Raw genomic sequence first — 22154 nt, 5'->3', positions numbered from 1 at the left:
CCTCGCAGCAGGGCGCGTCCTTTCGAGAGCACGTCTCTCCCCTCGGACACTGCCCGCACTGCCAGGGTGCGCTCCGTGGCTCGACTTCGCCTCCTGTCGCTGATCCCGACGGTCAATACGTTCCGTCCACCCGCAGCGCTCAACACGACCCCACCCCCGCGAAGATCGGCATGCGGCCAACGTCTAGAGTGGCGTGGTACGCGCAAGTCTTCACCGGGATTCGCCCCCATGGCCCTTCGGTATGGGATGTGCCCCCGCGGGACTTGCTGGGATTTCTCTGTCAGGGGTGTGCGTGACGGCCGTCGAGTCCCGACCCGCAGGGGTCGTCTTGACTCCCAGCCCGGGGGGCCATCGGCCGTTCGGGGCCCGCGTCAAGGCGTTCGTGGCGCTCACGAAGCCCCGGATCATCGAGTTGCTGCTGATCACCACCGTGCCGGTGATGTTCCTGGCGGCGCAGGGTGTGCCCGACCTCTGGCTCGTGGTCGCCACATGCATCGGCGGATACCTCTCCGCGGGCGGTGCCAACGCGCTCAACATGTACATCGACCGCGACATCGACGCCCTGATGGACCGTACGTCGCAGCGCCCCCTCGTGACGGGAATGGTCTCGCCGCGCGAGGGCCTGGTCTTCGGTCTCAGCCTCGCGGCGGTCTCCACGCTCTGGTTCGGGCTGCTGGTCAACTGGCTCTCCGCCGCGCTCGCGCTCGGCGCGCTCCTGTTCTACGTCATCGTCTACACGATGCTGCTGAAGCGGCGCACCTCGCAGAACATCGTGTGGGGCGGCATCGCCGGCTGTATGCCGGTGCTGATCGGCTGGTCCGCCGTCACCAACTCGATGTCGTGGGCCGCGGTCATCCTCTTCCTGGTCATCTTCTTCTGGACGCCGCCGCACTACTGGCCGCTGTCGATGAAGGTGAAGGACGACTACGCACGCGTCGGCGTGCCGATGCTCCCGGTCATCGCCTCGAACCAGGTCGTCGCCCGCCAGATCGTGCTCTACAGCTGGGTGATGGTCGCCGTCTCGCTGCTGCTGACACCGCTCGGGTACACCGGCTGGTTCTACACGGCGGTGGCGCTGGTGACGGGCGGCTGGTGGCTGTGGGAGGCGCACGCGCTGCAGAGCAGGGCGAAGACCGGCGCGACGGGCGGCAAGCTCAAGGAGATGCGGCTCTTCCACTGGTCGATCACCTACGTCTCGCTGCTCTTCGTGGCGGTGGCGGTGGACCCCTTCCTGCGCTAGTGGCTCTGCGGCCGATTCGCTGATCCGCCGATCTCAGGGACGGGCCGGTGGTCCCGCCCGTCCTCTGCTCTCTCCGTGCCCGTGCCCGTGCCCGTGCCCAGTGCACGTTCCCTGCCGCGGGCCCGGACGGTGGCGTGGCCCAGGCCACGTGGCCCGGCGGTCGCCGGTGGATCTACCCGCGAGTAGCATCCTGTTCATGGCAGACACCCAGCAGGTCGACGAGACCGCGCCCAAGTCCGACGCCCGCGCCGAGCGCAAGGCGGCGAAGCTCGCCAAGCAGATCGGCGCCTTCGCCAAGGCGCACGGCGGCGCCGAAGGGCAGCTCGCGTACATCGGGCAGGTGGGCACCCGCATCGTGCTCGTCGGCGAGGACGGTGGCTGGGGCGACCTCGTCGCACCGACGCACGCCATCGCGGTGAGCGCCGCCGAGAAGTCCGGCATCACCCTGCACGAGTCCTTCGACGGCGAGTTCGCGGCGAAGGTCCGCACGGGCCCGTACGAGTGGACCCGCATGGCCGGTATCCAGCTCGGCGGCCCGAAGAACGACTGACGCAGCGCGGCCGAGGACTCGTCGGCGGCTGCTGCGGCTGCGGGCGCGAATGCGTCACGCGAACGCCGCGGCATCGCCCGTGCCCGGGTGCCGGGGCACACCGGTCCAGGAGGCCGGCGATCTGCCCTGCACCCGCCTCGCGCTGATCCACCCCCAGTACGCGCGCGGGTCGACCGGCGCCGACGGCAAGGCGGCGCATCGCCCGTGCCCGGCCGCCGTCCCGTGCGCTCCGGCGTCCCTTCCTCGGCCCGCGCGCGGCGTCCGAGGGGCCCTGCATTGCCCGTGCGACAGGCCCTGCATTGCCCGCGCCCGGCCATCGGGAGCATTGCCTGTGTGTGTCGGCCATCGGTCCCGTGTGCTGCGGCGGCTTCTCTTCCTCGGCCGGCGTGTGACGCCCGACAGGGCCTGCCGGCTGAGCGAGCGCCTCGCAGGTGACCCGGCCGTCCGTCGGCATCGCGTGCTCCCGCACGTACGGCCGGGGAGTCCCCCCTGGGGCTGACTCCCTGGAGCCCGATGACCGGTGCCGAGCCGCCGTGCCGGTGTACGGGAGCTTCCGCGCCCCCGGGCCCGGGGCGGCGCCGATCGTCCGGTTCGCGACGTCCCGTCCGGGGCACCGGCGCCTGGCCAGGCCGGGGCGCCGCCGTCGGGCACCCGCGGTCTCCACCTCGCCTCCGCTTCCCGGCAGGCAACGGCCGCGCTGCCCGCGGCCCCGGTCCCCACTGGCTCCCTCGCGCGGCGCAAGACCCAGAGGCCGCCCGGCGATGGGCAACACCTCGCGCGGGGCTCACCCGTTAGGACGTGTGGAAGCACGCCACCGCTGGGAGCCCCGGATGATCGATACGCCGTCCTTGGTGGATCAGTACTGCCACGGTGTCCTCCGCACCGAGCTGGGTCTCGGCACGTTCGAGGCTCACCTGGGCAGGACCGCCGGACCGCCCGCGCCCGGCACCACCTTCTTCGACACCCAGACGGGCTTCGCCGTCCGTCGCTGGTGTCCACCGCTCCTCGGTCTGGAGCCCCACTGCCCGCCCGCGCACTATCTCGCCCGCCGCAGGGAGCTGGGCGTCCTGGAGTCAGGCAGACGGCTGCTGCGCGCCAGCGGCATCTCCACCTATCTGGTGGACACCGGGCTGCCCGGAGATCTCACGGGACTCCCCGAGATCGCCGCCACGGGCGCCGCCGAGGCACATGAGATCGTCCGCCTCGAGCAGCTGGCCGAACAGGTCGCGGACACCTCCGGGACCGTGGACAGCTTCCTGGCGAATCTTGCCGAGGCCGTGCACGGCGCCGCCGGATCGGCCGTCGCCTTCACCTCGGTCGCGGGCGTACGTCATGGACTCGCCCTTGCCCCCGAGCCGCCGGGGCCCGGCGAAGTGCGTGGTGCGACGGGACGATGGCTGGCAGGGCGCCAGGCCGGGGGCCGGCTCACCGACCCCGTGCTGCTGCGCCATCTCCTCTGGATGGCGGTCGCGTCCGGACGGCCGCTGCAGATCCACGTCGGGGTCGACGATCCGCTGCTGCTCACCGGCTTCGCGTCGGCCACCACGGGCCTCGGCACCGATCTCGTCCTGCTGCACGGCTATCCGTACCACCGCCATGCCGCCCATCTGGCGAGTGTCTTTCCGCATGTGTACGCCGATGTCGGGCCCGCGCTCGCCCACACCGGAGCCGGGGCCGCCTCCGTACTCGCGGAGATCCTGGAGCTGGCGCCGTTCGGGAAGCTGCTGTTCTCCAGTGGTGCGCGGGGGCTTCCCGAACTGCATGTGGTCGGTGCGCGCATCTTCCGCCAGGCGCTGGGGCGGGTGCTGAGCGACTGGGTCGTCGACGGCGCATGGTGCCGTGCGGACGCCCAGCGGGTGGCCGGGATGATCGCGGCGGACAACGCCCGCCGCGTCTACGGACTCGCCGGGTGAGGTACGGGCCGGTGCTCCCGGCCGTCCCTAGACCGGCGCGAGTTCCGTGTCCGGCCGGGCCGGAGTCGCGGAGGTCTCCAGCGGGCGCTCACGCAGGCTCAGTGCGAGCCGGAGCACGGCGATCCACATCAGCGAGGAGCCGAGCATATGAGCTCCGACCAGCACCTCCGGCACATCCGTGAAGAACTGCACATAGCCGATGGCGCCCTGCGCGAGCAGCACGATCAGCAGGTCCCGGGCGCGGGCCCGGGTGTCGTCCGGAGCGTCCACCACGCGCAGTACCAGCCACATCGCCACCGCGAGCGCGCACACCAGCCAGGCCAGCGCGGCGTGCACATGGGCGGCGTCCACCCAGTCGAACGGCATCCGCGGCACCTCGCTGCTGTCGCCCGCGTGCTTGCCGGAGCCGGTCACCGTGGTCCCCACCGCGATCAGCAGTCCGGAGGAGACCAGCAGCACCCAGGACAGCTTCCGTACCGGACGCGGTACCCGCGGCCGCGGGGCGCCGTCGCCCTCGCCCGCCCGGAGCCAGGTGACCGTGGCCACCGTCAGCAGGGCGTTGGCGGCCAGGAAGTGCCCCGCCACGGTCCACGGGTTGAGGCCCGCCCACACGGTGATACCGCCGAGGACGGCGTTGCTCATCACGACCCAGAACTGGGCCCAGCCGAGCCGGGTGAGCCCGCGCCGCCACGGCTTTGTGGAGCGCGCAGCGATGATCGCCCAGCCGACCGCGGCCGACAGGACGTACGTCAGCATGCGGTTGCCGAACTCGATGGCACCGTGGATGCCCTGCTCGGGCGTGGCGAAGAGGCTGTCGTCCGTGCACTTGGGCCAGGTGTCGCAGCCGAGACCGGAGCCGGTCAGCCGGACCGCGCCGCCGGTGACGATGATGACCACGCTCATCACGACGGCGGAGAGCGCGGCGCGCCGGACGGTCCGGGGTGACGGTGTCCAGCGCTGGGCGATATAGGCGAGGGGGGTCTGCACGGCGACTATCGTAGGGGGCCGCTTGTGCAAGCTTTCACGAGGGGGACGACCCCGCACGAAACGCCAGGCCACGAACCTGGACACGGCACCTCGGGGCGCGAGGACGCTCAGGGCGACGAGTCGTTCCACAGCGCCCGGTGGACAAGCTCCGCCCTGGCGCGCAACTCGGCGGCCCGCTCATGGCCGGTGGTGCACTCGGCCAGATGTGTGTACACGGCCACCAGGGAGGGATGGCTGCTCCCGAGGGTCGCCACGAAGATCCGTTCCGCCTGTCGCAGCACCCGCTCTGCCCCTTCCCGGTCGCCGGCCGCGCGCAGCACCGGGCCGAGTCTCGACAGCGTCTTCGCCCGGTAGTGATGGTCCGGGCCGTATGCGGAGACATAGATCTGCTCGGCCTCGCGCAGGGTCCGCGCCGCTTCAGGGATGCGGCCCTGGGCGAATCGGAGGGAGCCCAGCTTGTTGAGGCAGGCCGCGTATTTGTGCGCCTCGGTCTCACGCCGCTTCAGGTGAAGTGCAAGGACCGGGGCGAGCAGCTCGTCCGCCTGGGCGATCCTGCTCCGGGCCTGCCTGTGGAGATCCCGGCGACGCAGCGGATGCCGGGTCGCCCGCGCCCTCTTACGGCACTCCTCGCCCTGTCGGCGCAGCACATCGGCGAGGAACTTCGCCACCTGCGAGGTCTCGAAGTCCTCGACGCCGCGGTATTCACGGAAGACGGAGAGCGCCTCCCTCAGCTCCCGCTCGGCGGTGACGAGATCGCCCCGGTCCTGGGCGACGATCCCCAGGTCGCGTCTGAGCATGGCCCGGAAGACCACATGCTCGCCGGGCTCGGTGGACCCGCGGCTCGGCACACGGTCGCCCGCCCGCTCGTAGCAGGCCACCGCGGCGGAGAGCCGTCCCGCATTGCGGTGGATCATGCCCGCTTCCTGCTCGGCCACGGCCCAGTCCAGGGTCTCCCAGCCCGACCCCTGGCTCTCGTAGATCTTGATCGCCTCCTGGACGGCCTCCAGACCCTCGTCGAAGCGGATCCGCTCCCGGAGGATGCCCCCGTACTGCCGTCGGCACTGGGCCTGCAACTGCAGGAACGCGGTGTCCCCCGCATGCTCCTGGCACAGGGCCAGCGCTCTGCGGCAGGCGGTCTCTGCACGGTCCAGATCCGCGAGCAGATAGTGCTGGCGGGCGATGCCCAGCCGGGCGGTCGCCAGTCCCAGCGCGTCCCCGGTGCCGAGCTCCCGCAGACCGGCCTCCTGTGTCAGACAGGCCAGCGCCTGCACCCAGTCGCAGCGGTGCTCCTGATATACGCCGACCCGGTGCAGCAGGCGCACCAGCGCCTCGGGGTCGTGCGAGGCCCCGAGCCCGCCGTCGGTGTCGTCGGCCCAGGCAAGCTCCTTGGCGACGGCCTCCACATGCGGCATCAGCCGTTCGCAGTCGCCCCGTGAGTCCAGCTGCTCCGGTGTTTGCGGGAACGCCGCCTCGAGCAGCCGGACCGCCGCCTGCGACCACTCCAGCCGCTCGGGCCCGCTCATCCGGCGCCGTATGAACATCTGCACGCGTGGATGGATCCCGTACGTCACCGGTCCGGCCCGGCCGTCGCCGCTGCGGGTCAGGAGCGAGTGGTCGACCAGCTTCAGCACCAGCCGGTTGAACTCCGGCTGGACCTCCATCACGTGGCGCAGCCGCTGCGGTACCACCGCACGGTGGCGGAACAGCATGACCCGTGGCACGTCCTCGGAGGCCAGGAACGAGCACAGCCGCAGCAGATCCTCGGCCGCGGGCGCGGTGGCGGCGATCCGCTCGATCGCCAGCCGGAAGGTGTCGGCGTCGCTGTCCGCGCTCTCCTCAGGCAGCCGTCCCAGGTAGTCCTCGACGGTGATCTCCGCCTGGTCGATGTACGCTCCGGCCTGCTCCAGGGCCAGCGGAAGCCAGCCGAGTTGCCGCCCCAGCGTGGCCAGATGCGACTCGTCCCCGTCCCTGGCTCCGATCCTGGCCCGCAGGAACGCCAGGCCGTCCGTGTCGCCGAGCGCGGTCAGCTCGACCGGTTCGGGACACAGCCCGTCCCATCCCTCCCGCAGCTGAGTGGTGATCAGGATCTCGCCCTCGCCCTCCGGCGGCAGGAACGGCTGCAGGTCGAGCGTGCCGTCTCCCCGCGCCCCCGGACGCTCACGGTCCCGGAAGCGCCGGACGTCGTCGTACACCAGCAGCCAGCCCGGGTTGTCCCGCAGCCATGCCCATAACTTGACGAGGACGACGTTCTTCGACTCGTGGTCGGGAACGCCGACACATGCGGCGAGCTCGAGCAGCTCCCCGCGCAGCCGGTCGGGGGTGGACGCGTTCAGCCACCAGGTCAGGCAGTGCTCGTCCAGATGGGTCCGGGCGTGTGCGACCGCCAGCTGTGACTTTCCGACGCCCCCCATGCCGTGGATGACGCAGGCCCGCTGCCCGTCCAGCCGGGTCCGGCGTCCACGGGCCGGCTCCGCCGGTCCCAACGCGGCCTCGATCCCGGCGAGTTCCTCGCTGCGCCCGGTGAAGTACCGCGACAGCACGGGCAGATTGTGCGGAGGAGGGGACAGCAGTGCGCCGCCGTCCTCCTGCTCGGGTGTGCGAGGGGCGGGTGTTCGCGCGAAGAAGGCCGCGGCCCCTCCCATCAGCGCGGTGCCACCGGCGAGCCCCCAGAGCAGGAACCCGCTGGCGTTCTGCGCGAGCAGGGGAAGAGTCGCCGCCCCCGCGGCGGCGGTGGCAGCCAGCCCGGCCGCGAGCCTGCGGCGGCGTACGGGCGTGCGGCCGGCATGGGTCTGAGCGGACATCGGCTCCCCCTCCGTCATGTCCCTGCGTGCGCTGCCCGGTACAGTCAGATTGTCCGGTGAACAGACCGCCGACTCCTATATGGCCGCAAGAGAATTTGGCTACCATCTGCGCTTCGCGTATTCGATCGGTACGGAGGCGGCGTGGACCCGAGGGAAAAGGATCAGCCGACGGGGCGTGGAATGCGCATCGCGCTGGTCCACTGGTCGTTTCCGCCCAGTGTGGGAGGCGTGGAATCCCATCTGTGGGACTACTCGCGGCTGCTGGCGCAGCGCGGCCACGACGTCACCGTCCTCACCGGCACACCCGCCGCCACCGATCCCGGTCAACCGGGCGTACGGGTCCTCACCCATCCGGCACTCGATCTGGCCGAACCCGCCCCCGGGCGCGGTCGGATCCCCGCTCTGACCGAATGGTTCCGGCAGGTCCTCACCGCGTACGGCATCCAGATCGTCCACGGCCACAACCTGCACCACTTCCGCGAGGCCCCCGCCCTCGGTCTCTCTGCCCTGCGCCCGGAACTGGGCCTCGCGCTCCTGCACACGTACCACTCGCTGTGGCGCGAGCCCGAGAGCCTCGCCTTCGCCAAGGTCTGCGCGGGGTGGGACCGGCACTACGCCGTCTCGGAGTTCCTGAGGGCGGCCTGCGCCGACGCCCTCGGCATCGAGACCGAGCGCACCTACCTGGGCATCGACACCGCCCCGTACGAGACCGTCGCACCCCTCGACACCCGGCCCCGGAGCGGCACGGTCCTGTTGCCCGCCCGGCTCATCCCCGACAAGGGCGCCATGCTCGCACTGGAGGCCGTGCACCGGATCATCCGGGAGGAACGCTGCGAGTTCGAGCCCCGTCTCGTTCTCACCGCGACCCGGCAGACCGTCGATTTCCACGGCGAGAGGATCGGATTCCGGGAACTGCTGGAAAAAGAGATCGCGGACCGCGGAATGGTGCACGCGGTCGATTTCGTGGAGGCCGGAGTCGATCAAATGCGAGCGCTGTACGAACAGTCGACGGTCGTGGTCTATCCGTCGGTGTTCGCCGAGCCGATGGGCCTCGCCCCTCTCGAGGCGATGTGCGCGGCCCGGCCCGTGGTCGTCACCCGGATGGGCGGTCTGGACGAAGGTGTCGACCAGGACGGCATGATCGGCCATCTCGTACCGGACCGTGACGAGGAGAAGCTGGCCGGCCACATCGCACGGCTTCTCGACGACCGGGTCGCGGCCCGGGAGATGGGCCTGCGCGGCCGCAAGCATGTGAAGACCCACTTCGACCAGCGCGCCATCTACCTCGCGCGGATGGAACAGGCCTACGGGGAGCTGTTGTCACGTGGTGTCGGCGCGCCAGCCGCCGGGTAGCCCGGAGACCTCCGCCCGGCCCGTGGACCCCACCCGTACCGTCGGTCGGGCATCGCCGAGCCTCAGTCCCTCGACAGCCAGCGGACCCAGCAGAGCGGGCGGCACCGGCCGTACCCGCAGCACCTTTCCGGCGGCGTCCGGACGCAGCCCCAGCAGCGCCGCGAGTATCGCCACACCGGAGGCCGCGGACCAGCCCTGGGGGCGGCACGCCGCCGGATAGGCCAGCGGAGCCGGGGAGTTGCCGGTGCGGGCGTCGCCGCCGTACAGCTCCGGCATCCGGTACGAGAAGTGCACTGCCGCGTCGAGCAGTCCGTCGACGAGTGCCACCGCCTCCTCGTGGCAGCCGGTGGCACACAGCCCCTGAACCGCGATGGCCGTGTCGTGGGTCCACACGGAACCGCCGTGGTAGCTCAGCGGGTTGAAGCCCGGCACCGCGGCCGAGCGGCTCCGCAGCCCCCACCCGGAGTTCAGATCGGGAGAGGCCAGCCATGCCGCGATGTCCCGGCAGCCGTCCGGATCGAGGATCCCGGAGCAGAGCAGCTGGCCCATGTTGGAAGCGGGCCCGCTCACGGGAGTCAGCGAGCGGCCCACCGCGATCGCCGCGTAGCGCGGTGCCGGACCGTCCTTCGCCTCGATCCAGAACGCCTCCGCGAACCGCTTGCGCAGCGCCGCCGCCCAGCCGCGCAGCGACTCCGCCCGGTCGTGCAGGCCGCGCGTGCCGAGCAGCTCCGCGAGACCTGTGGCCGCCTCGTACGCGTAGCCCTGGACCTCGCAGAGCGCGAGCGGCGGCTCGATCCGGCGGCCCTCCGCGTCACGCACCGCGTCGGCGGAGTCCTTCCAGGACTGATGGAGCAGGCCGCCGGGACGTGGGTAGTAGCGCAGCAGTCCGTCCTCGTCGCGGCGGCTGGTCTCCACCACCCACTCCATCGCACGCTGCGCATGGGGCAGCAGCGCGTCGACGTCGGCATCGGGCAGCCCCCAGTGCCAGGCCTCCACCAGGAGCGAGACGAACAGAGGCGTGGCGTCGACCGAGCCGTAGTAGTGGGACGGCAGCCGCAGACCGTGACCGTGCTGGGCCTCGGCCGGTCGCAGTTCGTGCAGGATCCGGCCGGGAGCCTCCTCGCGGAACACGTCGTGGACGGTGCCCTGGCGGCGGGCGAGCGCCCACAGCGTGCCGCGGGCCAGCTCCGTGGACAGCGGCAGCAGCATCCGTGCCGACCAGATCGAGTCCCGCCCGAACAGCGTGAGATACCAGGGGCAGCCCGCCGCGATGAACTGGTCCTCCGGGGCACCGGCGCCGGCACGCTGCGGATCCGCGAGGCGCAGCGCCCGCAGATCGGCCAGTCCCCGGCGCACCAGCCCGACCAGCCGCCGGTCACCGCGTACGACGGGTTCGGACCACGGGACGTACGACGACGGGGCGACCGGATGGCCCGGCGGGTCGGGAACGGCCCGTCCGGTGACCGACAGCCCCGCACGCCAGGACGCGCCGGGCGGCAGGACGACCCCGTCCCAGGTGAAGGTGCCGCCCTCCGGGCCTCCCGACACCTCGGGCGTGGCCTCGTACTCCACGGCACGGACATGGGCGCGGCCGGTGCGGGAGCGCCAGCCGAGGCCGGGGCCGCCCTTGGCCACCGAGCAGGGGAGGGACCGGCCGGTGAGCCCGCGCTTCACATCGGCGATGTCGGCCAGGTCGGTGGCGACGGCCACCTCGATCCGTAATCGGCGGGCGACCGTGCCGACGTTGTGCAGGCTCACCGTCTCGCCCTCGCCCGCCGTACGGATCCGCTCGACGATCAGCGTCGGGTCGTCGGTGCGGTCGCTCGGATAGCGGTGGACGGAGGTGAAGCGGACCCGGTCGGGGCCGAGCGGCTGCACCCCGATCGGTTCGGGCTCACGGTCGTCGATCAGCAGACAGACGGTGTGCAGGAGTCTGCGGTCGTGGTCGTAGAAGCCCTCGGCCCTGGCTCCGCGGAGCTGGCCGTCACGGGGTGAGGCGGCGAACGCGGGAGCCGCGACGCAGATCACCACATCGTGCAGCAGGGGCTGCAGAGCACGTCCTCCGGGTACCTCGGCCGTCTCGAACACAGGGCGGGTTTTCCCACTCCGTGGTGCGGTCACTCCCGCGGCTCACTCCCAGCGGAAGAACTTTGCCGCCGCGCCCAGCCCCAGTACCGCCCACCCCGCCAGGATCCCGAGATCACCCCAGGGCGTCCCGGCACCGTGCTGGAGCACGTCGCGCAGCCCGTCGGAGAGCGCCGAGATGGGCAGCAGGCCCAGCACGGACCGAGCCGCGTCCGGGAACCTGTCCAGCGGGACGATCACCCCGCCGCCCACGAGGAGCAGCAGGAAGACCAGATTCGCGGCGGCCAGGGTCGCCTCGGCCTTGAGCGTGCCGGCCATCAGCAGCCCGAGACCCGAGAACGCGGCCGTTCCGAGCACGAGCAGCAGAAGCACGGAGACCGGGTTGCCGTGCGGGGACCAGCCGAGCCCGAAGGCGATCAGCGTCAGCAGGACGATCTGCAGCACCTCGGTGACCAGGACGGACAGCGTCTTCGCGGTCATCAGCGCCCAGCGGGGGAGCGGCGAGGCGCCGAGCCGCTTGAGCACGCCGTAGCGCCGTTCGAAGCCGGTGGCGATGGCCTGGCCCGTGAAGGCGGTGGACATCACGGCGAGCGCGAGGACGCCCGGGGCGAGGAAGTCGACGGGCCTGCCCGCGCCCGTCTCGACGATGTCGACCGTCGAGAAGAGCACCAGGATCAGCGACGGGATGACCACCGTCAGCAGCAGCTGCTCGCCGTTGCGCAGCAGCATCTTCGTCTCCAGCACCGCCTGCGCCGTGATCATCCGCGCGACGGGAGCGGCACCGGGGTTCGGCGCGTACGTACCAGGCCTCACGCCGGTACCCCTGTCCGTGGTCACCTCAGCCGTCACGACCGCAGCTCCTTTCCCGTCAGCTCCAGGAAGACGTCCTCCAGTGTGTGCCGCTCCACCGAGATGCCGTCGGGCATCACCCCGTTCTGGGCACACCAGGAGGTGACCGTGGCGAGCAGCTGCGGGTCCACCGTGCCGGAGATCCGGTACGCGCCGGGCGTCAGCTCCGCCGCGGCCGTGCCGTCCGGCAGTGCCTTCAGCAGCGAGCCCACGTCGAGGCCGGGACGCCCGGTGAAGCGCAGGGTGTTCTCGGCGCCGCCGCGGCACAGCTGCTCCGGGCTGCCCTGGGCGACGACGCGGCCCGCGTCGATGATCGCTATGTCGTCCGCGAGCTCCTCGGCCTCGTCCATGAAGTGCGTGGTGAGGACGACGGACACCCCGTCGGTGCGCAGCTCGCGCACCAGGTCCCAGGTGGACCGGCGGGCCTGCGGGTCGAGCCCCGCGGTCGGCTCGTCCAGGAAGACCAGCTCGGGGCGGCCGACGACGGCCATCGCGAGCGCGAGGCGCTGCTGCTGGCCGCCGGACAGCCGGCGGTAGGTCGTACGGCCGCAGGAGCCGAGGCCGAGGCGCTCGATCAGGGCGTCCACGTCCAGCGGGTGAGCGTGCAGTTCGGCCATGTGGCGGAGCATTTCCTCGGCCCTGGCGCCGGAGTAGACGCCGCCGGACTGGAGCATCACCCCGATCCGGGGGCGCAGCCTCGCCGCGTCGGCCACCGGGTCGAGGCCGAGGACACGCACCGTCCCGGAGTCGGCGCGGCGGTAGCCCTCGCAGGTCTCGACCGTGGTGGTCTTGCCTGCCCCGTTGGGGCCGAGGACGGCGGTCACCGTGCCGGCGCGGACGTCGAGGTCGAGCCCGTCCACGGCGGTCCTGGCTCCGTACCGCTTCACCAGGCCCCGGACCTGGACGACGGACTCGTTCTTCATGTCCGGAAGTCTAAGGATCCGGGGAAGGCCTCCGGGCCGCCGGGTCCGGATCCCGCCACGGACGAGGGATTCCGGCAGGTGCCCGGGCCGGAAGGGTCCGGGTGAGTTCCCGAGGACGGGGAAGGATCACCTCATGCCCGTGCTCATCGGCACCTCCGGGTGGCAGTACAAGGACTGGCGCGGCGAGTTCTACCCCGAAGGGGTGCCCCAGCGCCTGTGGCTGGAGGAGTACGCCCGGCACTTCGTGACCGTCGAGAACAACAACGTCTTCTACCGGCTCCCCGAGCCGAAGACCTTCGCCGACTGGCGCGAACGCACTCCTGACGGGTTCGTGCTGGCGGTGAAGGCGAGCCGCTATCTGACGCACATCAAACGGCTGCGCGACCCGGAGGAACCCGTCCGGCGGCTGCTGAGCCACGCCGAAGGGCTGAAGGAGCGGCTGGGGCCCGTGCTGCTCCAGCTCCCGCCCGGTCTCCGGTCCGATCCGGGGGCTCTGGACGCGACGCTCGCCTGCTTCCCGAGCCGGGTGCGCGTGGCGGTCGAACCCCGGCACGAGTCCTGGTGGACGGACGAGGTCAGGGACGTGCTGAAGAGCCGCGGGGCGGCCCTGTGCTGGGCGGACCGCGGTTCCCGGCCGGTGACACCGCTGTGGCGGACGGCCGACTGGGGTTACGTACGGCTCCACGAGGGCCGGGCGGAGCCCTGGCCGCGGTACGGGCGCCAGGCCCTGTCCGCCTGGGCCGGGCGCATCGCCGACGCCTGGCCGGACCGGGCCGACGTCTTCGTGTACTTCAACAATGACCCGGGTGGCGCAGCCGTCCGGGACGCGCGCGCGTTCATCCGTGCGGCCTCGTCCCGGGGGTGCACGGTGCCGGCGGCTCCGGGTGGTGGCAGCTGAGGCGGGCGGAGGAGCCGGTGGGCGGGGGACTCGGCGGGAGGTGGACAAAACGCCCGGTCACAGGGGTCGCGGCGATCTTCCGGGTCCGCGCGGCGGCGTCCGGCAGGCCCTGGGAAACGATCTCGCGAGTGATCATTTCCGCAGGTCAGGTTAGGTTTCCCTAAGTGATGCACGGCACCGTCCGTCCTGCGGGACCGGCTTGTCAGTCTCTCGGGAATTACGCAACAATGGTGTTGTGAAATACGGTCGAGCTGTCGGGGAGCCCCCCCAGGAGGAGCTCGCGACCGGGGAGCGCTCCACGCGCAACCGGGTCGCGCGGTCCATCCTGGACCACGGGCCGTCCACGGTCGCCGACCTCGCGACGCGGCTCGGCCTCACCCAGGCCGCCGTGCGCCGCCATCTCGACGCGCTCGTGAACGACGATGTCGTCGCCGCGCACGAGAAGCGTGTGTACGGGGCGCGTACGCGCGGCCGTCCCGCCAAGGTCTTCGCGCTCACCGACTGCGGCCGGGACGCCTTCGAGCAGTCGTACGACAAGCTCGCCGTGGACGCCCTGCGCTGGATCGAGGAGAACGCGGGAGGGGAAGCGGCCGTGGCCGCGTTCGCCCGCGACCGGATCGAGGCGCAGGCCGAGGCGTACCGCGCGGCCATCGAGGCCGCGGAGCCCGAGGACCGCACCGAGGCACTTGCCAAGGCGTTGACCGCCGACGGGTACGCTGCTACGGCCCGTAACGCGCCCGTCGGCGAGCAGCTGTGCCAGCACCACTGCCCGGTGGCCCATGCCGCCGAGCGGTACCCGCAGCTGTGCGAGGCGGAGACGGAGATCTTCTCCCGCCTGCTCGGTACCCATGTGCAGCGTCTGGCCACCATCGCCCACGGCGACGGGGTCTGCACGACCTTCATCCCGAAGGCGGGCGGCGGCGGCACGAGCGGCAGCGACAGCACCACCACGAAGACCGACACATCAGCATCTGCAAGCACGTCCGGGAGGAACCCCGCATGACTCTCCCCACGGAGACTGCCCACCCCGAACTCGAGGGTCTGGGCACGTACGAATACGGCTGGGCCGACTCCGACGTCGCAGGCGCCTCCGCCAGGCGTGGTCTCTCGGAGGACGTCGTCCGCGACATCTCCGCGAAGAAGAACGAGCCGGAGTGGATGCTGAAGCTGCGGCTCAAGGGTCTGCGCCTGTTCGACAAGAAGCCGATGCCGAACTGGGGCTCCGACCTGTCGGGCATCGACTTCGACAACATCAAGTACTTCGTGCGCTCCACCGAGCAGCAGGCCGCCTCCTGGGAGGAACTGCCGGAGGACATCAAGAACACGTACGACAAGCTCGGTATCCCGGAGGCGGAGAAGCAGCGCCTGGTCGCCGGTGTCGCCGCTCAGTACGAGTCCGAGGTCGTCTACCACCAGATCCGTGAGGACCTGGAGGAGCAGGGCGTCATCTTCCTCGACACGGACACCGCGCTGAAGGAGCACCCGGAGCTCTTCAAGGAGTACTTCGGCACGGTCATCCCGGTCGGCGACAACAAGTTCGCCTCGCTGAACACGGCCGTGTGGTCCGGCGGCTCGTTCATCTACGTGCCCAAGGGCGTCCACGTGGACATCCCGCTGCAGGCCTACTTCCGTATCAACACGGAGAACATGGGCCAGTTCGAGCGGACGCTGATCATCGTCGACGAGGACGCCTACGTCCACTACGTCGAGGGCTGCACCGCTCCGATCTACTCCTCGGACTCCCTGCACAGCGCCGTGGTCGAGATCATCGTCAAGAAGGGCGGCCGCTGCCGCTACACGACGATCCAGAACTGGTCGAACAACGTCTACAACCTGGTCACCAAGCGTGCCGTGGCGTACGAGGGCGCGACCATGGAGTGGGTCGACGGCAACATCGGCTCCAAGGTGACCATGAAGTACCCGGCCGTCTACCTGATGGGTGAGCACGCCAAGGGCGAGACGCTGTCCATCGCCTTCGCGGGCGAGGGCCAGCACCAGGACGCCGGCGCCAAGATGGTCCACATGGCCCCGAACACCTCGTCCAACATCGTCTCCAAGTCGGTGGCACGAGGCGGCGGCCGCACCTCCTACCGCGGTCTCATCGAGATCGGCGAGGGCGCTCCGGGCGCGAAGTCCAACGTCCTGTGCGATGCGCTGCTGGTCGACACGATCTCCCGCTCCGACACCTACCCGTACGTGGACGTCCGCGAGGACGACGTCTCCATGGGTCACGAGGCCACCGTCTCCAAGGTCTCGGAGGACCAGCTCTTCTACCTGATGAGCCGCGGCATGACCGAGTTCGAGGCGATGGCGATGATCGTGCGCGGCTTCGTCGAGCCGATCGCCAAGGAACTGCCCATGGAGTACGCCCTCGAGCTCAACCGGCTGATCGAGCTCCAGATGGAAGGCGCGGTCGGCTGAGGCCACCGTCCCCGCCCATCAGCACCGACTTATCCGAGAAAGCGAGCACTACGACAGCCATGGCTGAGGCTCAGAACATTCCGGCGGGCTCCACCACCGCCGGGTCGATCGCGGTGGCCGCCGAGTCCACCGTCGCCACGCGCATGAGCGCGCCCCCGTCCTACGACGTGGCGGACTTCCCCGTGCCGCACGGGCGTGAGGAGGAGTGGCGGTTCACCCCGCTGGACCGCCTCGCCGGGCTGCACGACGGCACCGCGGTCGCCACCGCGGGCGGCGTGACCGTCGAGGTCAGCGCCCCCGAGGGCGTCACGGTGGAGACGGTCGGCCGCGACGACGCGCGGCTCGGCTCCGCGGGCACGCCGGCGGACCGGGTCGCCGCCCAGGCCTACTCCTCCTTCGAGAAGGCCTCGGTCGTCACGGTTCCCAAGGAGGCCGTGCTCAGCGAGCCCATCCGTATCGCCGTGCACGGTGAGGGCGGTACCGCCTTCGGCCACCAGCACATCGAGCTGGGCGCCTTCGCTGAGGCCGTCGTCGTCATCGACCACACCGGTGAGGCGGCCCTGGCCGCCAACGTCGACTACGTCCTGGGGGACGGCGCCAAGCTGACGGTCGTCTCCGTCCAGGACTGGGACGACAAGGCCGTCCACGTCGCCCAGCACAATGCGCTGATCGGGCGGGACGCCACCTTCAAGTCGATCGTGGTCACCTTCGGCGGCGACGTGGTACGCCTCCACCCCCGTGTGTCGTACGCGGGCACCGGCGGAGAGGCCGAGCTCCTCGGTCTGTACTTCACCGACGCGGGCCAGCACCAGGAGCACCGCCTGCTGGTCGACCACAACACCCCGCACTGCAAGTCCAACGTCGCCTACAAGGGCGCGCTGCAGGGTCAGGACGCACACGCCGTCTGGATCGGTGACGTGCTCATCGAGGCCAAGGCCGAGGGCACCGACACCTACGAGATGAACCGCAACCTCGTCCTCACGGACGGCGCGCGGGTCGACTCCGTGCCGAACCTGGAGATCGAGACCGGCGAGATCGTCGGCGCCGGCCACGCCTCCGCCACCGGCCGCTTCGACGACGAGCAGCTGTTCTACCTGATGGCCCGCGGCATCCCGGAGACCGAGGCCCGCCGCCTCGTCGTCCGTGGCTTCTTCGCGGAGCTGGTCCAGCAGATCGGTCTGCCGGACGTCGAGGAGCGCCTCATCGCCAAGATCGATGCCGAGCTGGAGGCGTCCCTCTGATGGCATTCGTCCGCGCCTGTGGGCTGAGCGAGCTGGAGGAGGACACCCCGAAAAGGGTGGAACTCGACGGCACGCCGGTCTCCGTCGTCCGCACGGAGGGCGAGGTGTTCGCGATCCACGACATCTGCTCCCACGCGAACGTCTCGCTCTCCGAGGGCGAGGTCGAGGACTGCCAGATCGAGTGCTGGCTGCACGGTTCCAGCTTCGACCTCCGCACCGGCAAGCCGTCCGGCCTTCCCGCGACGCGCCCCGTCCCCGTGTACCCCGTAAAGATCGAAGGGGACGATGTGCTCGTCTCCGTCACCCAGGAGTCCTGAGTCACCCATGGCAACGCTTGAAATCCGCGACCTGCACGTCTCCGTCGAGGCCGAGAACGGCCCCCGGGAGATCCTCAAGGGCGTCGACCTGACCGTGAAGCAGGGCGAGACCCACGCCATCATGGGCCCCAACGGCTCCGGCAAGTCGACCCTCGCCTACTCCCTCGCGGGCCACCCCAAGTACACGATCACCAGTGGCACCGTGACCCTGGACGGCGAGGACGTCCTCGAGATGTCCGTCGACGAGCGCGCCCGCGCCGGTCTCTTCCTCGCCATGCAGTACCCGGTCGAGGTCCCGGGCGTCTCGGTCTCCAACTTCCTGCGCACCTCCGCCACCGCGATCCGCGGCGAGGCCCCCAAGCTGCGTACGTGGGTGAAGGAGGTCAAGGAGACCATGGAGCGTCTCCAGATGGACCCCGCCTTCGCCGAGCGCAACGTCAACGAGGGCTTCTCCGGCGGTGAGAAGAAGCGCCACGAGATCCTTCAGCTGGAGCTTCTCAAGCCGAAGATCGCGATCCTCGACGAGACCGACTCCGGCCTCGACGTCGACGCGCTTCGCACCGTCTCCGAGGGCGTCAACCGCGTCCATGAGACCGGCGAGGTCGGCACCCTGCTGATCACGCACTACACGCGCATCCTGCGCTACATCAAGCCCGACTTCGTTCACGTGTTCGCGAACGGCCGCATCGCCGAGTCCGGCGGCGCCGAGCTCGCCGACAAGCTGGAGTCCGAGGGCTACGAGGCATACACGAAGGGTGGCGTATCCGCGTGATCCCTCCCCACCAGGGGCTCTCCGGCCTCCTCGACACCGAGGCAATCCGCAAGGACTTCCCGATCCTGGATCGCCTGGTCCACGACGGCAAGAAGCTCGTGTACCTGGACAACGCGGCGACCTCGCAGAAGCCGCGCCAGGTGCTCGACGTGCTCAACGGCTACTACGAGCGGTACAACGCCAACGTCCACCGCGGCGTGCATGTGCTCGCCGAGGAGGCCACGGCGCTGTACGAAGGCGCCCGCGACAAGGTCGCGGCGTTCATCAACGCGCCGAGCCGCGACGAGGTGATCTTCACCAAGAACGCGTCGGAGTCCCTGAATCTCGTGGCGAACATGCTGGGCTGGGCCGATGAGCCCTACCGCGTGGACCGCGAGACCGAGATAGTCATCACGGAGATGGAGCACCACTCCAACATCGTTCCGTGGCAGCTGCTGGCGCAGCGTACCGGCGCGAAGCTGAAGTGGTTCGGCCTCACCGACTACGGCCGCCTCGACCTCTCCAACATCGAGGAGATCATCACGGAGAAGACGAAGATCGTCTCCTTCACGCTGGTCTCCAACATCCTGGGCACGGTCAACCCGGTCGAGCAGATCGTCCGCCGTGCGCAGGATGTCGGCGCGCTCGTTCTCATCGACGCCTCGCAGGCCGCCCCGCACATGCCGCTGGACGTCCAGGCACTGGGCGCCGACTTCGTGGCCTTCACCGGGCACAAGATGTGCGGTCCGACCGGCATCGGCGTGCTCTGGGGCCGCCAGGAGCTGCTGGAGGACCTCCCGCCGTTCCTGGGTGGCGGCGAGATGATCGAGACCGTGTCGATGCACTCGTCGACGTACGCGCCCGCGCCCCACAAGTTCGAGGCCGGTACGCCCCCGATCGCCCAGGCCGTCGGCCTCGGTGCGGCCGTGGACTACCTCAGCGCGATCGGTATGGACAAGATCGCGCAGCATGAGCACGCGATCACCGAGTACGCGGTCCGGCGCCTGCAGGAAGTCCCCGATCTGCGGATCATCGGCCCGGTCACGGCCGAGGACCGGGGTGCGGCGATCTCCTTCGTGCTCGGGGACATCCACCCGCACGATGTGGGGCAGGTGCTCGACGAGCAGGGCATCGCGGTCCGGGTCGGCCACCACTGCGCACGGCCGGTCTGTCTGCGGTACGGAATTCCTGCGACCACGCGGGCGTCGTTCTATCTGTACTCCACGCCGGCCGAGGTGGATGCGCTCGTCGACGGCCTGGAGCACGTCCGTAACTTCTTCGGGTGAGGGACTAACCGCTGTGAAGCTTGATTCGATGTACCAGGACGTCATCCTGGACCACTACAAGCACCCGCACGGGCGGGGCTTGCGGGACGGCGACGCCGAGGTGCACCACGTCAATCCGACCTGCGGCGACGAGATCACCCTCCGGGTGAAGTACGACGGCACGGTCATCGAGGACGTCTCGTACGAGGGCCAGGGCTGCTCCATCAGCCAGGCGTCGGCCTCCGTGCTGAACGACTTGCTCGTCGGCAAGGAGCTGGCACAGGCGCAGAAGATCCAGGCCACCTTCCTGGAGCTGATGCAGTCCAAGGGCCAGGTCGAGCCCGATGACGCGATGGAGGAGGTGCTGGAGGACGCGATCGCGTTCGCCGGTGTCTCGAAGTATCCGGCGCGGGTGAAGTGCGCGCTGCTGAGCTGGATGGCGTGGAAGGACGCGACCGCGCAGGCACTGGGCGAGAGCGCCGAAAGGAAGACGGTATGACCGAGAACCCCGAGACCACGGCGGAGAAGGACTGGCCGGACGAGGAGACCTTCTCGTCCAAGGCCGCGACGCCGACGAGCACGAAGGCCTCCGAGGAGGAGGTCCGTGAGGCCCTGTACGACGTCGTCGACCCCGAGCTGGGCATCGACGTGGTCAACCTCGGGCTGATCTACGGCATCCACATCGACGACTCCAACGTCGCCACGCTGGACATGACGCTGACGTCCGCGGCCTGCCCGCTGACCGATGTGATCGAGGACCAGGCCAAGGCGGCGACCGACGGTATCGTCGGCGAGCTGAAGATCAACTGGGTCTGGATGCCGCCGTGGGGTCCCGACAAGATCACGGACGACGGGCGTGAGCAGCTGCGCGCCCTCGGCTTCAACGTCTGACACTCCGGCAGAGCCGGACCACCGACATCGGCCATGCCCGCCAGGCACACTGGCGGGCATGGCCGTTCGTCTGTACCACCTCGTCGTCGATGCCCGCGATCCGTCAGGCCTGGCGCGCTTCTGGCGCCAGGTACTCGACTGGAAGGTGCTCTTCGAGGCCGAGGACGAAGTCGTCATCGGCGCCGACGAGTTCGCGATGCCGGGCATGTGCTTCGTGCCGGTGCCGGAGAGAAAGACCGTCAAGAACCGGCTGCACATCGATCTCAACCCCGACGATCAGGACGCCGAGGTGAACAGGATCCTCGCGCTCGGGGCCCGGCGGGCCGACGTCGGGCAGGAGGCGGACGTGAGCTGGGTGGTCCTCGCGGACCCCGAGGGGAACGAGTTCTGTGTGCTGAGGCCCAAGAGGTCGCTCACGGACTGAACGGCGGACCGTCGGGCGCGGGCGGACCGGACGGCCCGTAAGGGCCGGCGGGCATCGGCGGTTCCGGAGTCAGCGGCGTTCCCGCCGCCTCGGCAAGGGCCGGGGCCAGGTTCTCCTTGCGCAGGCGCTCGTCGACGTACAACAGGCCGTTCACCAGGGGAGGCACGATCGACACGATGATCTGACCGATCAGGCTGACGACCATGGCGAAGATCATGAAGCCGGCGATCGAGACGAGGGCTTCGGTGACGTCGTCCTCCTGGCCGGCGCCTGACGTGGCGAACGTGCCCTGGAACATGCCCGCGACGTTCACGAGCTGCTGCAACAGCATGTTCACGGCCGCCGCCATCGCCTGGCCCAGCAGCGAGATGCCGAGGACCCGCCACCAGTCGCCGCGCACCAGTTCGGATGAGCGGCGCAGCGCCTGGACCGGCCCCTGGTTCTCGAAGACGGCGACGGCCGGGGCGAAGGTGAACCTCACCCAGAGCCAGATCGCGAGCGGGATGGTCGCCAGCGCGCCCAGGAAGCCGAGCAGCGCGAGCCAGCCCGCCCCCGCGACGTCGTCCTGGGGGGCGAAGGCCAGGATGGAGGCCACCACGGCAAGCATCGCCAGGGCCACGGGGACGAGCACGATGAGCCCGCTGAGGAAGGCAACACCGAGCACCGCCGGCGTCCGTGGCGCGGCTCGGCGGAATACGGCGCCGAAGGTCGTGGGACGGCCGAGGACCGCGTCCTGGAGGATGACGGGGACGGCCGCCTGCAGCATCGCCGACGCGAGCAGCATCGACACCATGGCGATCAGCCACACGCAGAAGAAGGCGGCGAGCAGCGGCGCGAACTGGTCCCAGGCGGGGTCCGAGCCCGCCGAGGTGTTCACCAGCGCCCGGAACTCGTCGTTGACCGCGGAATAGGCGACGGCGATCGCGGCCAGGACGACCAGGACCGCGGCTCCGTACACGGCGAAGGCGGTGCCGAGCAGCTGCTTCCAGTAGCGGCCGATCGTCGCGAACGCGCCGTTGAAGATGTCGCCGAGCGCGAGCGGGCCCAGCGGTATCACTCCGGGCTTCGGCAGCGGGGGCGGCGCCCAGCCGCCCCATCCGGGCGTCCCCGGCGCGGCGCCGTACGGGCCCCACCCCATGTTGTCCGACATGTTCCCCACCCCATGTGTCCTGTTCTCGTCCCCGGTTTTCCGGGACACGGTAGCGGGCCAGGACATGCCAATGCTGCGTACGCCCGTACATATCG

General features: G+C 70.4%; 20 protein-coding genes. 14 read left to right on the top strand and 6 right to left on the bottom strand.

Annotation, left to right across the window (positions count from 1 at the left end; translation table 11 throughout):
* Positions 1-292: 292 nt before the first annotated feature.
* The 3 genes from ACFU5O_RS27545 to ACFU5O_RS27535 all read left to right on the top strand — a co-directional run bounded on the left by ACFU5O_RS27545 (position 293) and on the right by ACFU5O_RS27535 (position 3703).
* The gene (locus ACFU5O_RS27545; protein WP_384244628.1) at positions 293-1240 is read left to right on the top strand and encodes a heme o synthase; all 948 of its coding nucleotides are present in this window, start codon (positions 293-295) and stop codon (positions 1238-1240) included.
* Between the two features lie 196 nt (positions 1241-1436).
* Positions 1437-1790, top strand: coding sequence for a hypothetical protein (locus ACFU5O_RS27540; protein WP_384244627.1), 354 nt, complete (start codon positions 1437-1439; stop codon positions 1788-1790).
* Positions 1791-2620: 830 nt separating this feature from the next.
* Positions 2621-3703: an amidohydrolase family protein gene (locus tag ACFU5O_RS27535; protein WP_384244626.1), complete on the top strand. Its 1083-nt coding sequence runs from the start codon at positions 2621-2623 to the stop codon at positions 3701-3703.
* A 27-nt stretch (positions 3704-3730) separates the two neighbouring features.
* Here the strand turns inward: ACFU5O_RS27535 and ACFU5O_RS27530 are convergent, their stop codons facing one another.
* Together ACFU5O_RS27530 and ACFU5O_RS27525 are read right to left on the bottom strand one after the other, a co-directional pair.
* The gene (locus ACFU5O_RS27530) at positions 3731-4699 is read right to left on the bottom strand and encodes a heme A synthase (RefSeq protein ID WP_384244666.1); all 969 of its coding nucleotides are present in this window, start codon (positions 4697-4699) and stop codon (positions 3731-3733) included.
* A gap of 98 nt (positions 4700-4797) precedes the next feature.
* Positions 4798-7491 carry a tetratricopeptide repeat protein gene (locus tag ACFU5O_RS27525; protein WP_384244624.1) on the bottom strand — a complete coding sequence of 898 codons (2694 nt, stop codon included), beginning with the start codon at positions 7489-7491 and terminating at the stop codon, positions 4798-4800.
* Between the two features lie 228 nt (positions 7492-7719).
* Between ACFU5O_RS27525 and ACFU5O_RS27520 the strand changes: the two genes are divergently transcribed.
* On the top strand, positions 7720-8844 hold the full coding sequence (locus tag ACFU5O_RS27520; protein WP_384244623.1) for a glycosyltransferase family 4 protein: 1125 nt from the start codon (positions 7720-7722) through the stop codon (positions 8842-8844).
* On the opposite strand, the gene ACFU5O_RS27515 is transcribed toward ACFU5O_RS27520, so the two are convergent.
* Genes ACFU5O_RS27515 through ACFU5O_RS27505 form a run of 3 tightly spaced genes read right to left on the bottom strand, consistent with a single transcriptional unit; the run spans position 8812 to position 12701 of the window.
* On the bottom strand, positions 8812-10932 hold the full coding sequence (locus tag ACFU5O_RS27515) for a glycogen debranching N-terminal domain-containing protein (RefSeq protein WP_384244622.1): 2121 nt from the start codon (positions 10930-10932) through the stop codon (positions 8812-8814). The two genes, ACFU5O_RS27520 and ACFU5O_RS27515, sit on opposite strands and share 33 nt — an antisense overlap.
* Positions 10933-10974: 42 nt before the next feature.
* The gene (locus ACFU5O_RS27510) at positions 10975-11742 is read right to left on the bottom strand and encodes an ABC transporter permease (protein WP_384244665.1); all 768 of its coding nucleotides are present in this window, start codon (positions 11740-11742) and stop codon (positions 10975-10977) included.
* Positions 11743-11774: 32 nt separating this feature from the next.
* A complete protein-coding gene (locus tag ACFU5O_RS27505) occupies positions 11775-12701 on the bottom strand; it encodes an ABC transporter ATP-binding protein (protein ID WP_384244620.1) in 927 nt (308 codons plus the stop codon).
* A 133-nt stretch (positions 12702-12834) separates the two neighbouring features.
* On the opposite strand from ACFU5O_RS27505, the gene ACFU5O_RS27500 reads away from it, so the two are divergent.
* From ACFU5O_RS27500 to ACFU5O_RS27455, 10 genes are all read left to right on the top strand, one after another.
* Positions 12835-13599, top strand: coding sequence for a DUF72 domain-containing protein (locus tag ACFU5O_RS27500; protein ID WP_384244619.1), 765 nt, complete (start codon positions 12835-12837; stop codon positions 13597-13599).
* 235 nt (positions 13600-13834) lie between these two features.
* Positions 13835-14602, top strand: coding sequence for a helix-turn-helix transcriptional regulator (locus ACFU5O_RS27495; protein ID WP_384244618.1), 768 nt, complete (start codon positions 13835-13837; stop codon positions 14600-14602).
* Complete coding sequence (sufB, locus tag ACFU5O_RS27490) at positions 14599-16020, top strand: Fe-S cluster assembly protein SufB (protein WP_384244617.1); 1422 nt, start codon at positions 14599-14601, stop codon at positions 16018-16020. Before ACFU5O_RS27495 ends, sufB begins: the two co-directional genes overlap by 4 nt.
* 59 nt (positions 16021-16079) lie before the next feature.
* Positions 16080-17261, top strand: a complete 1182-nt coding sequence (sufD, locus tag ACFU5O_RS27485) for a Fe-S cluster assembly protein SufD (RefSeq protein ID WP_384244616.1) — start codon at positions 16080-16082, stop codon at positions 17259-17261.
* A complete protein-coding gene (locus ACFU5O_RS27480; RefSeq protein ID WP_017948817.1) occupies positions 17261-17578 on the top strand; it encodes a non-heme iron oxygenase ferredoxin subunit in 318 nt (105 codons plus the stop codon). Before sufD ends, ACFU5O_RS27480 begins: the two co-directional genes overlap by 1 nt.
* A gap of 7 nt (positions 17579-17585) precedes the next feature.
* Positions 17586-18350 (top strand): Fe-S cluster assembly ATPase SufC, encoded by a 765-nt coding sequence (sufC, locus tag ACFU5O_RS27475; protein ID WP_384244615.1) that lies wholly within the window; start codon positions 17586-17588, stop codon positions 18348-18350.
* Positions 18347-19615 carry a cysteine desulfurase gene (locus ACFU5O_RS27470; protein ID WP_384244614.1) on the top strand — a complete coding sequence of 423 codons (1269 nt, stop codon included), beginning with the start codon at positions 18347-18349 and terminating at the stop codon, positions 19613-19615. The genes sufC and ACFU5O_RS27470 overlap by 4 nt, the downstream gene beginning before the upstream one ends.
* A gap of 13 nt (positions 19616-19628) precedes the next feature.
* Positions 19629-20093: a Fe-S cluster assembly sulfur transfer protein SufU gene (gene sufU, locus ACFU5O_RS27465; RefSeq protein WP_384244613.1), complete on the top strand. Its 465-nt coding sequence runs from the start codon at positions 19629-19631 to the stop codon at positions 20091-20093.
* Positions 20090-20485 (top strand): metal-sulfur cluster assembly factor, encoded by a 396-nt coding sequence (locus ACFU5O_RS27460; protein ID WP_384244612.1) that lies wholly within the window; start codon positions 20090-20092, stop codon positions 20483-20485. Before sufU ends, ACFU5O_RS27460 begins: the two co-directional genes overlap by 4 nt.
* A 58-nt stretch (positions 20486-20543) precedes the next feature.
* Complete coding sequence (locus ACFU5O_RS27455) at positions 20544-20909, top strand: VOC family protein (protein WP_384244610.1); 366 nt, start codon at positions 20544-20546, stop codon at positions 20907-20909.
* On the opposite strand, the gene ACFU5O_RS27450 is transcribed toward ACFU5O_RS27455, so the two are convergent.
* The gene (locus ACFU5O_RS27450) at positions 20899-22059 is read right to left on the bottom strand and encodes a hypothetical protein (protein ID WP_384244609.1); all 1161 of its coding nucleotides are present in this window, start codon (positions 22057-22059) and stop codon (positions 20899-20901) included. The two genes, ACFU5O_RS27455 and ACFU5O_RS27450, sit on opposite strands and share 11 nt — an antisense overlap.
* Positions 22060-22154 lie beyond the last annotated feature (95 nt).

Origin of the sequence: Streptomyces sp. NPDC057445, assembly GCF_042802855.1 — a bacterium.
GTDB lineage: Bacteria > Actinomycetota > Actinomycetes > Streptomycetales > Streptomycetaceae > Streptomyces.
Note: the sequence above shows the minus strand (reverse complement) of the source record. Positions and strands in the feature narration are given on the sequence as shown.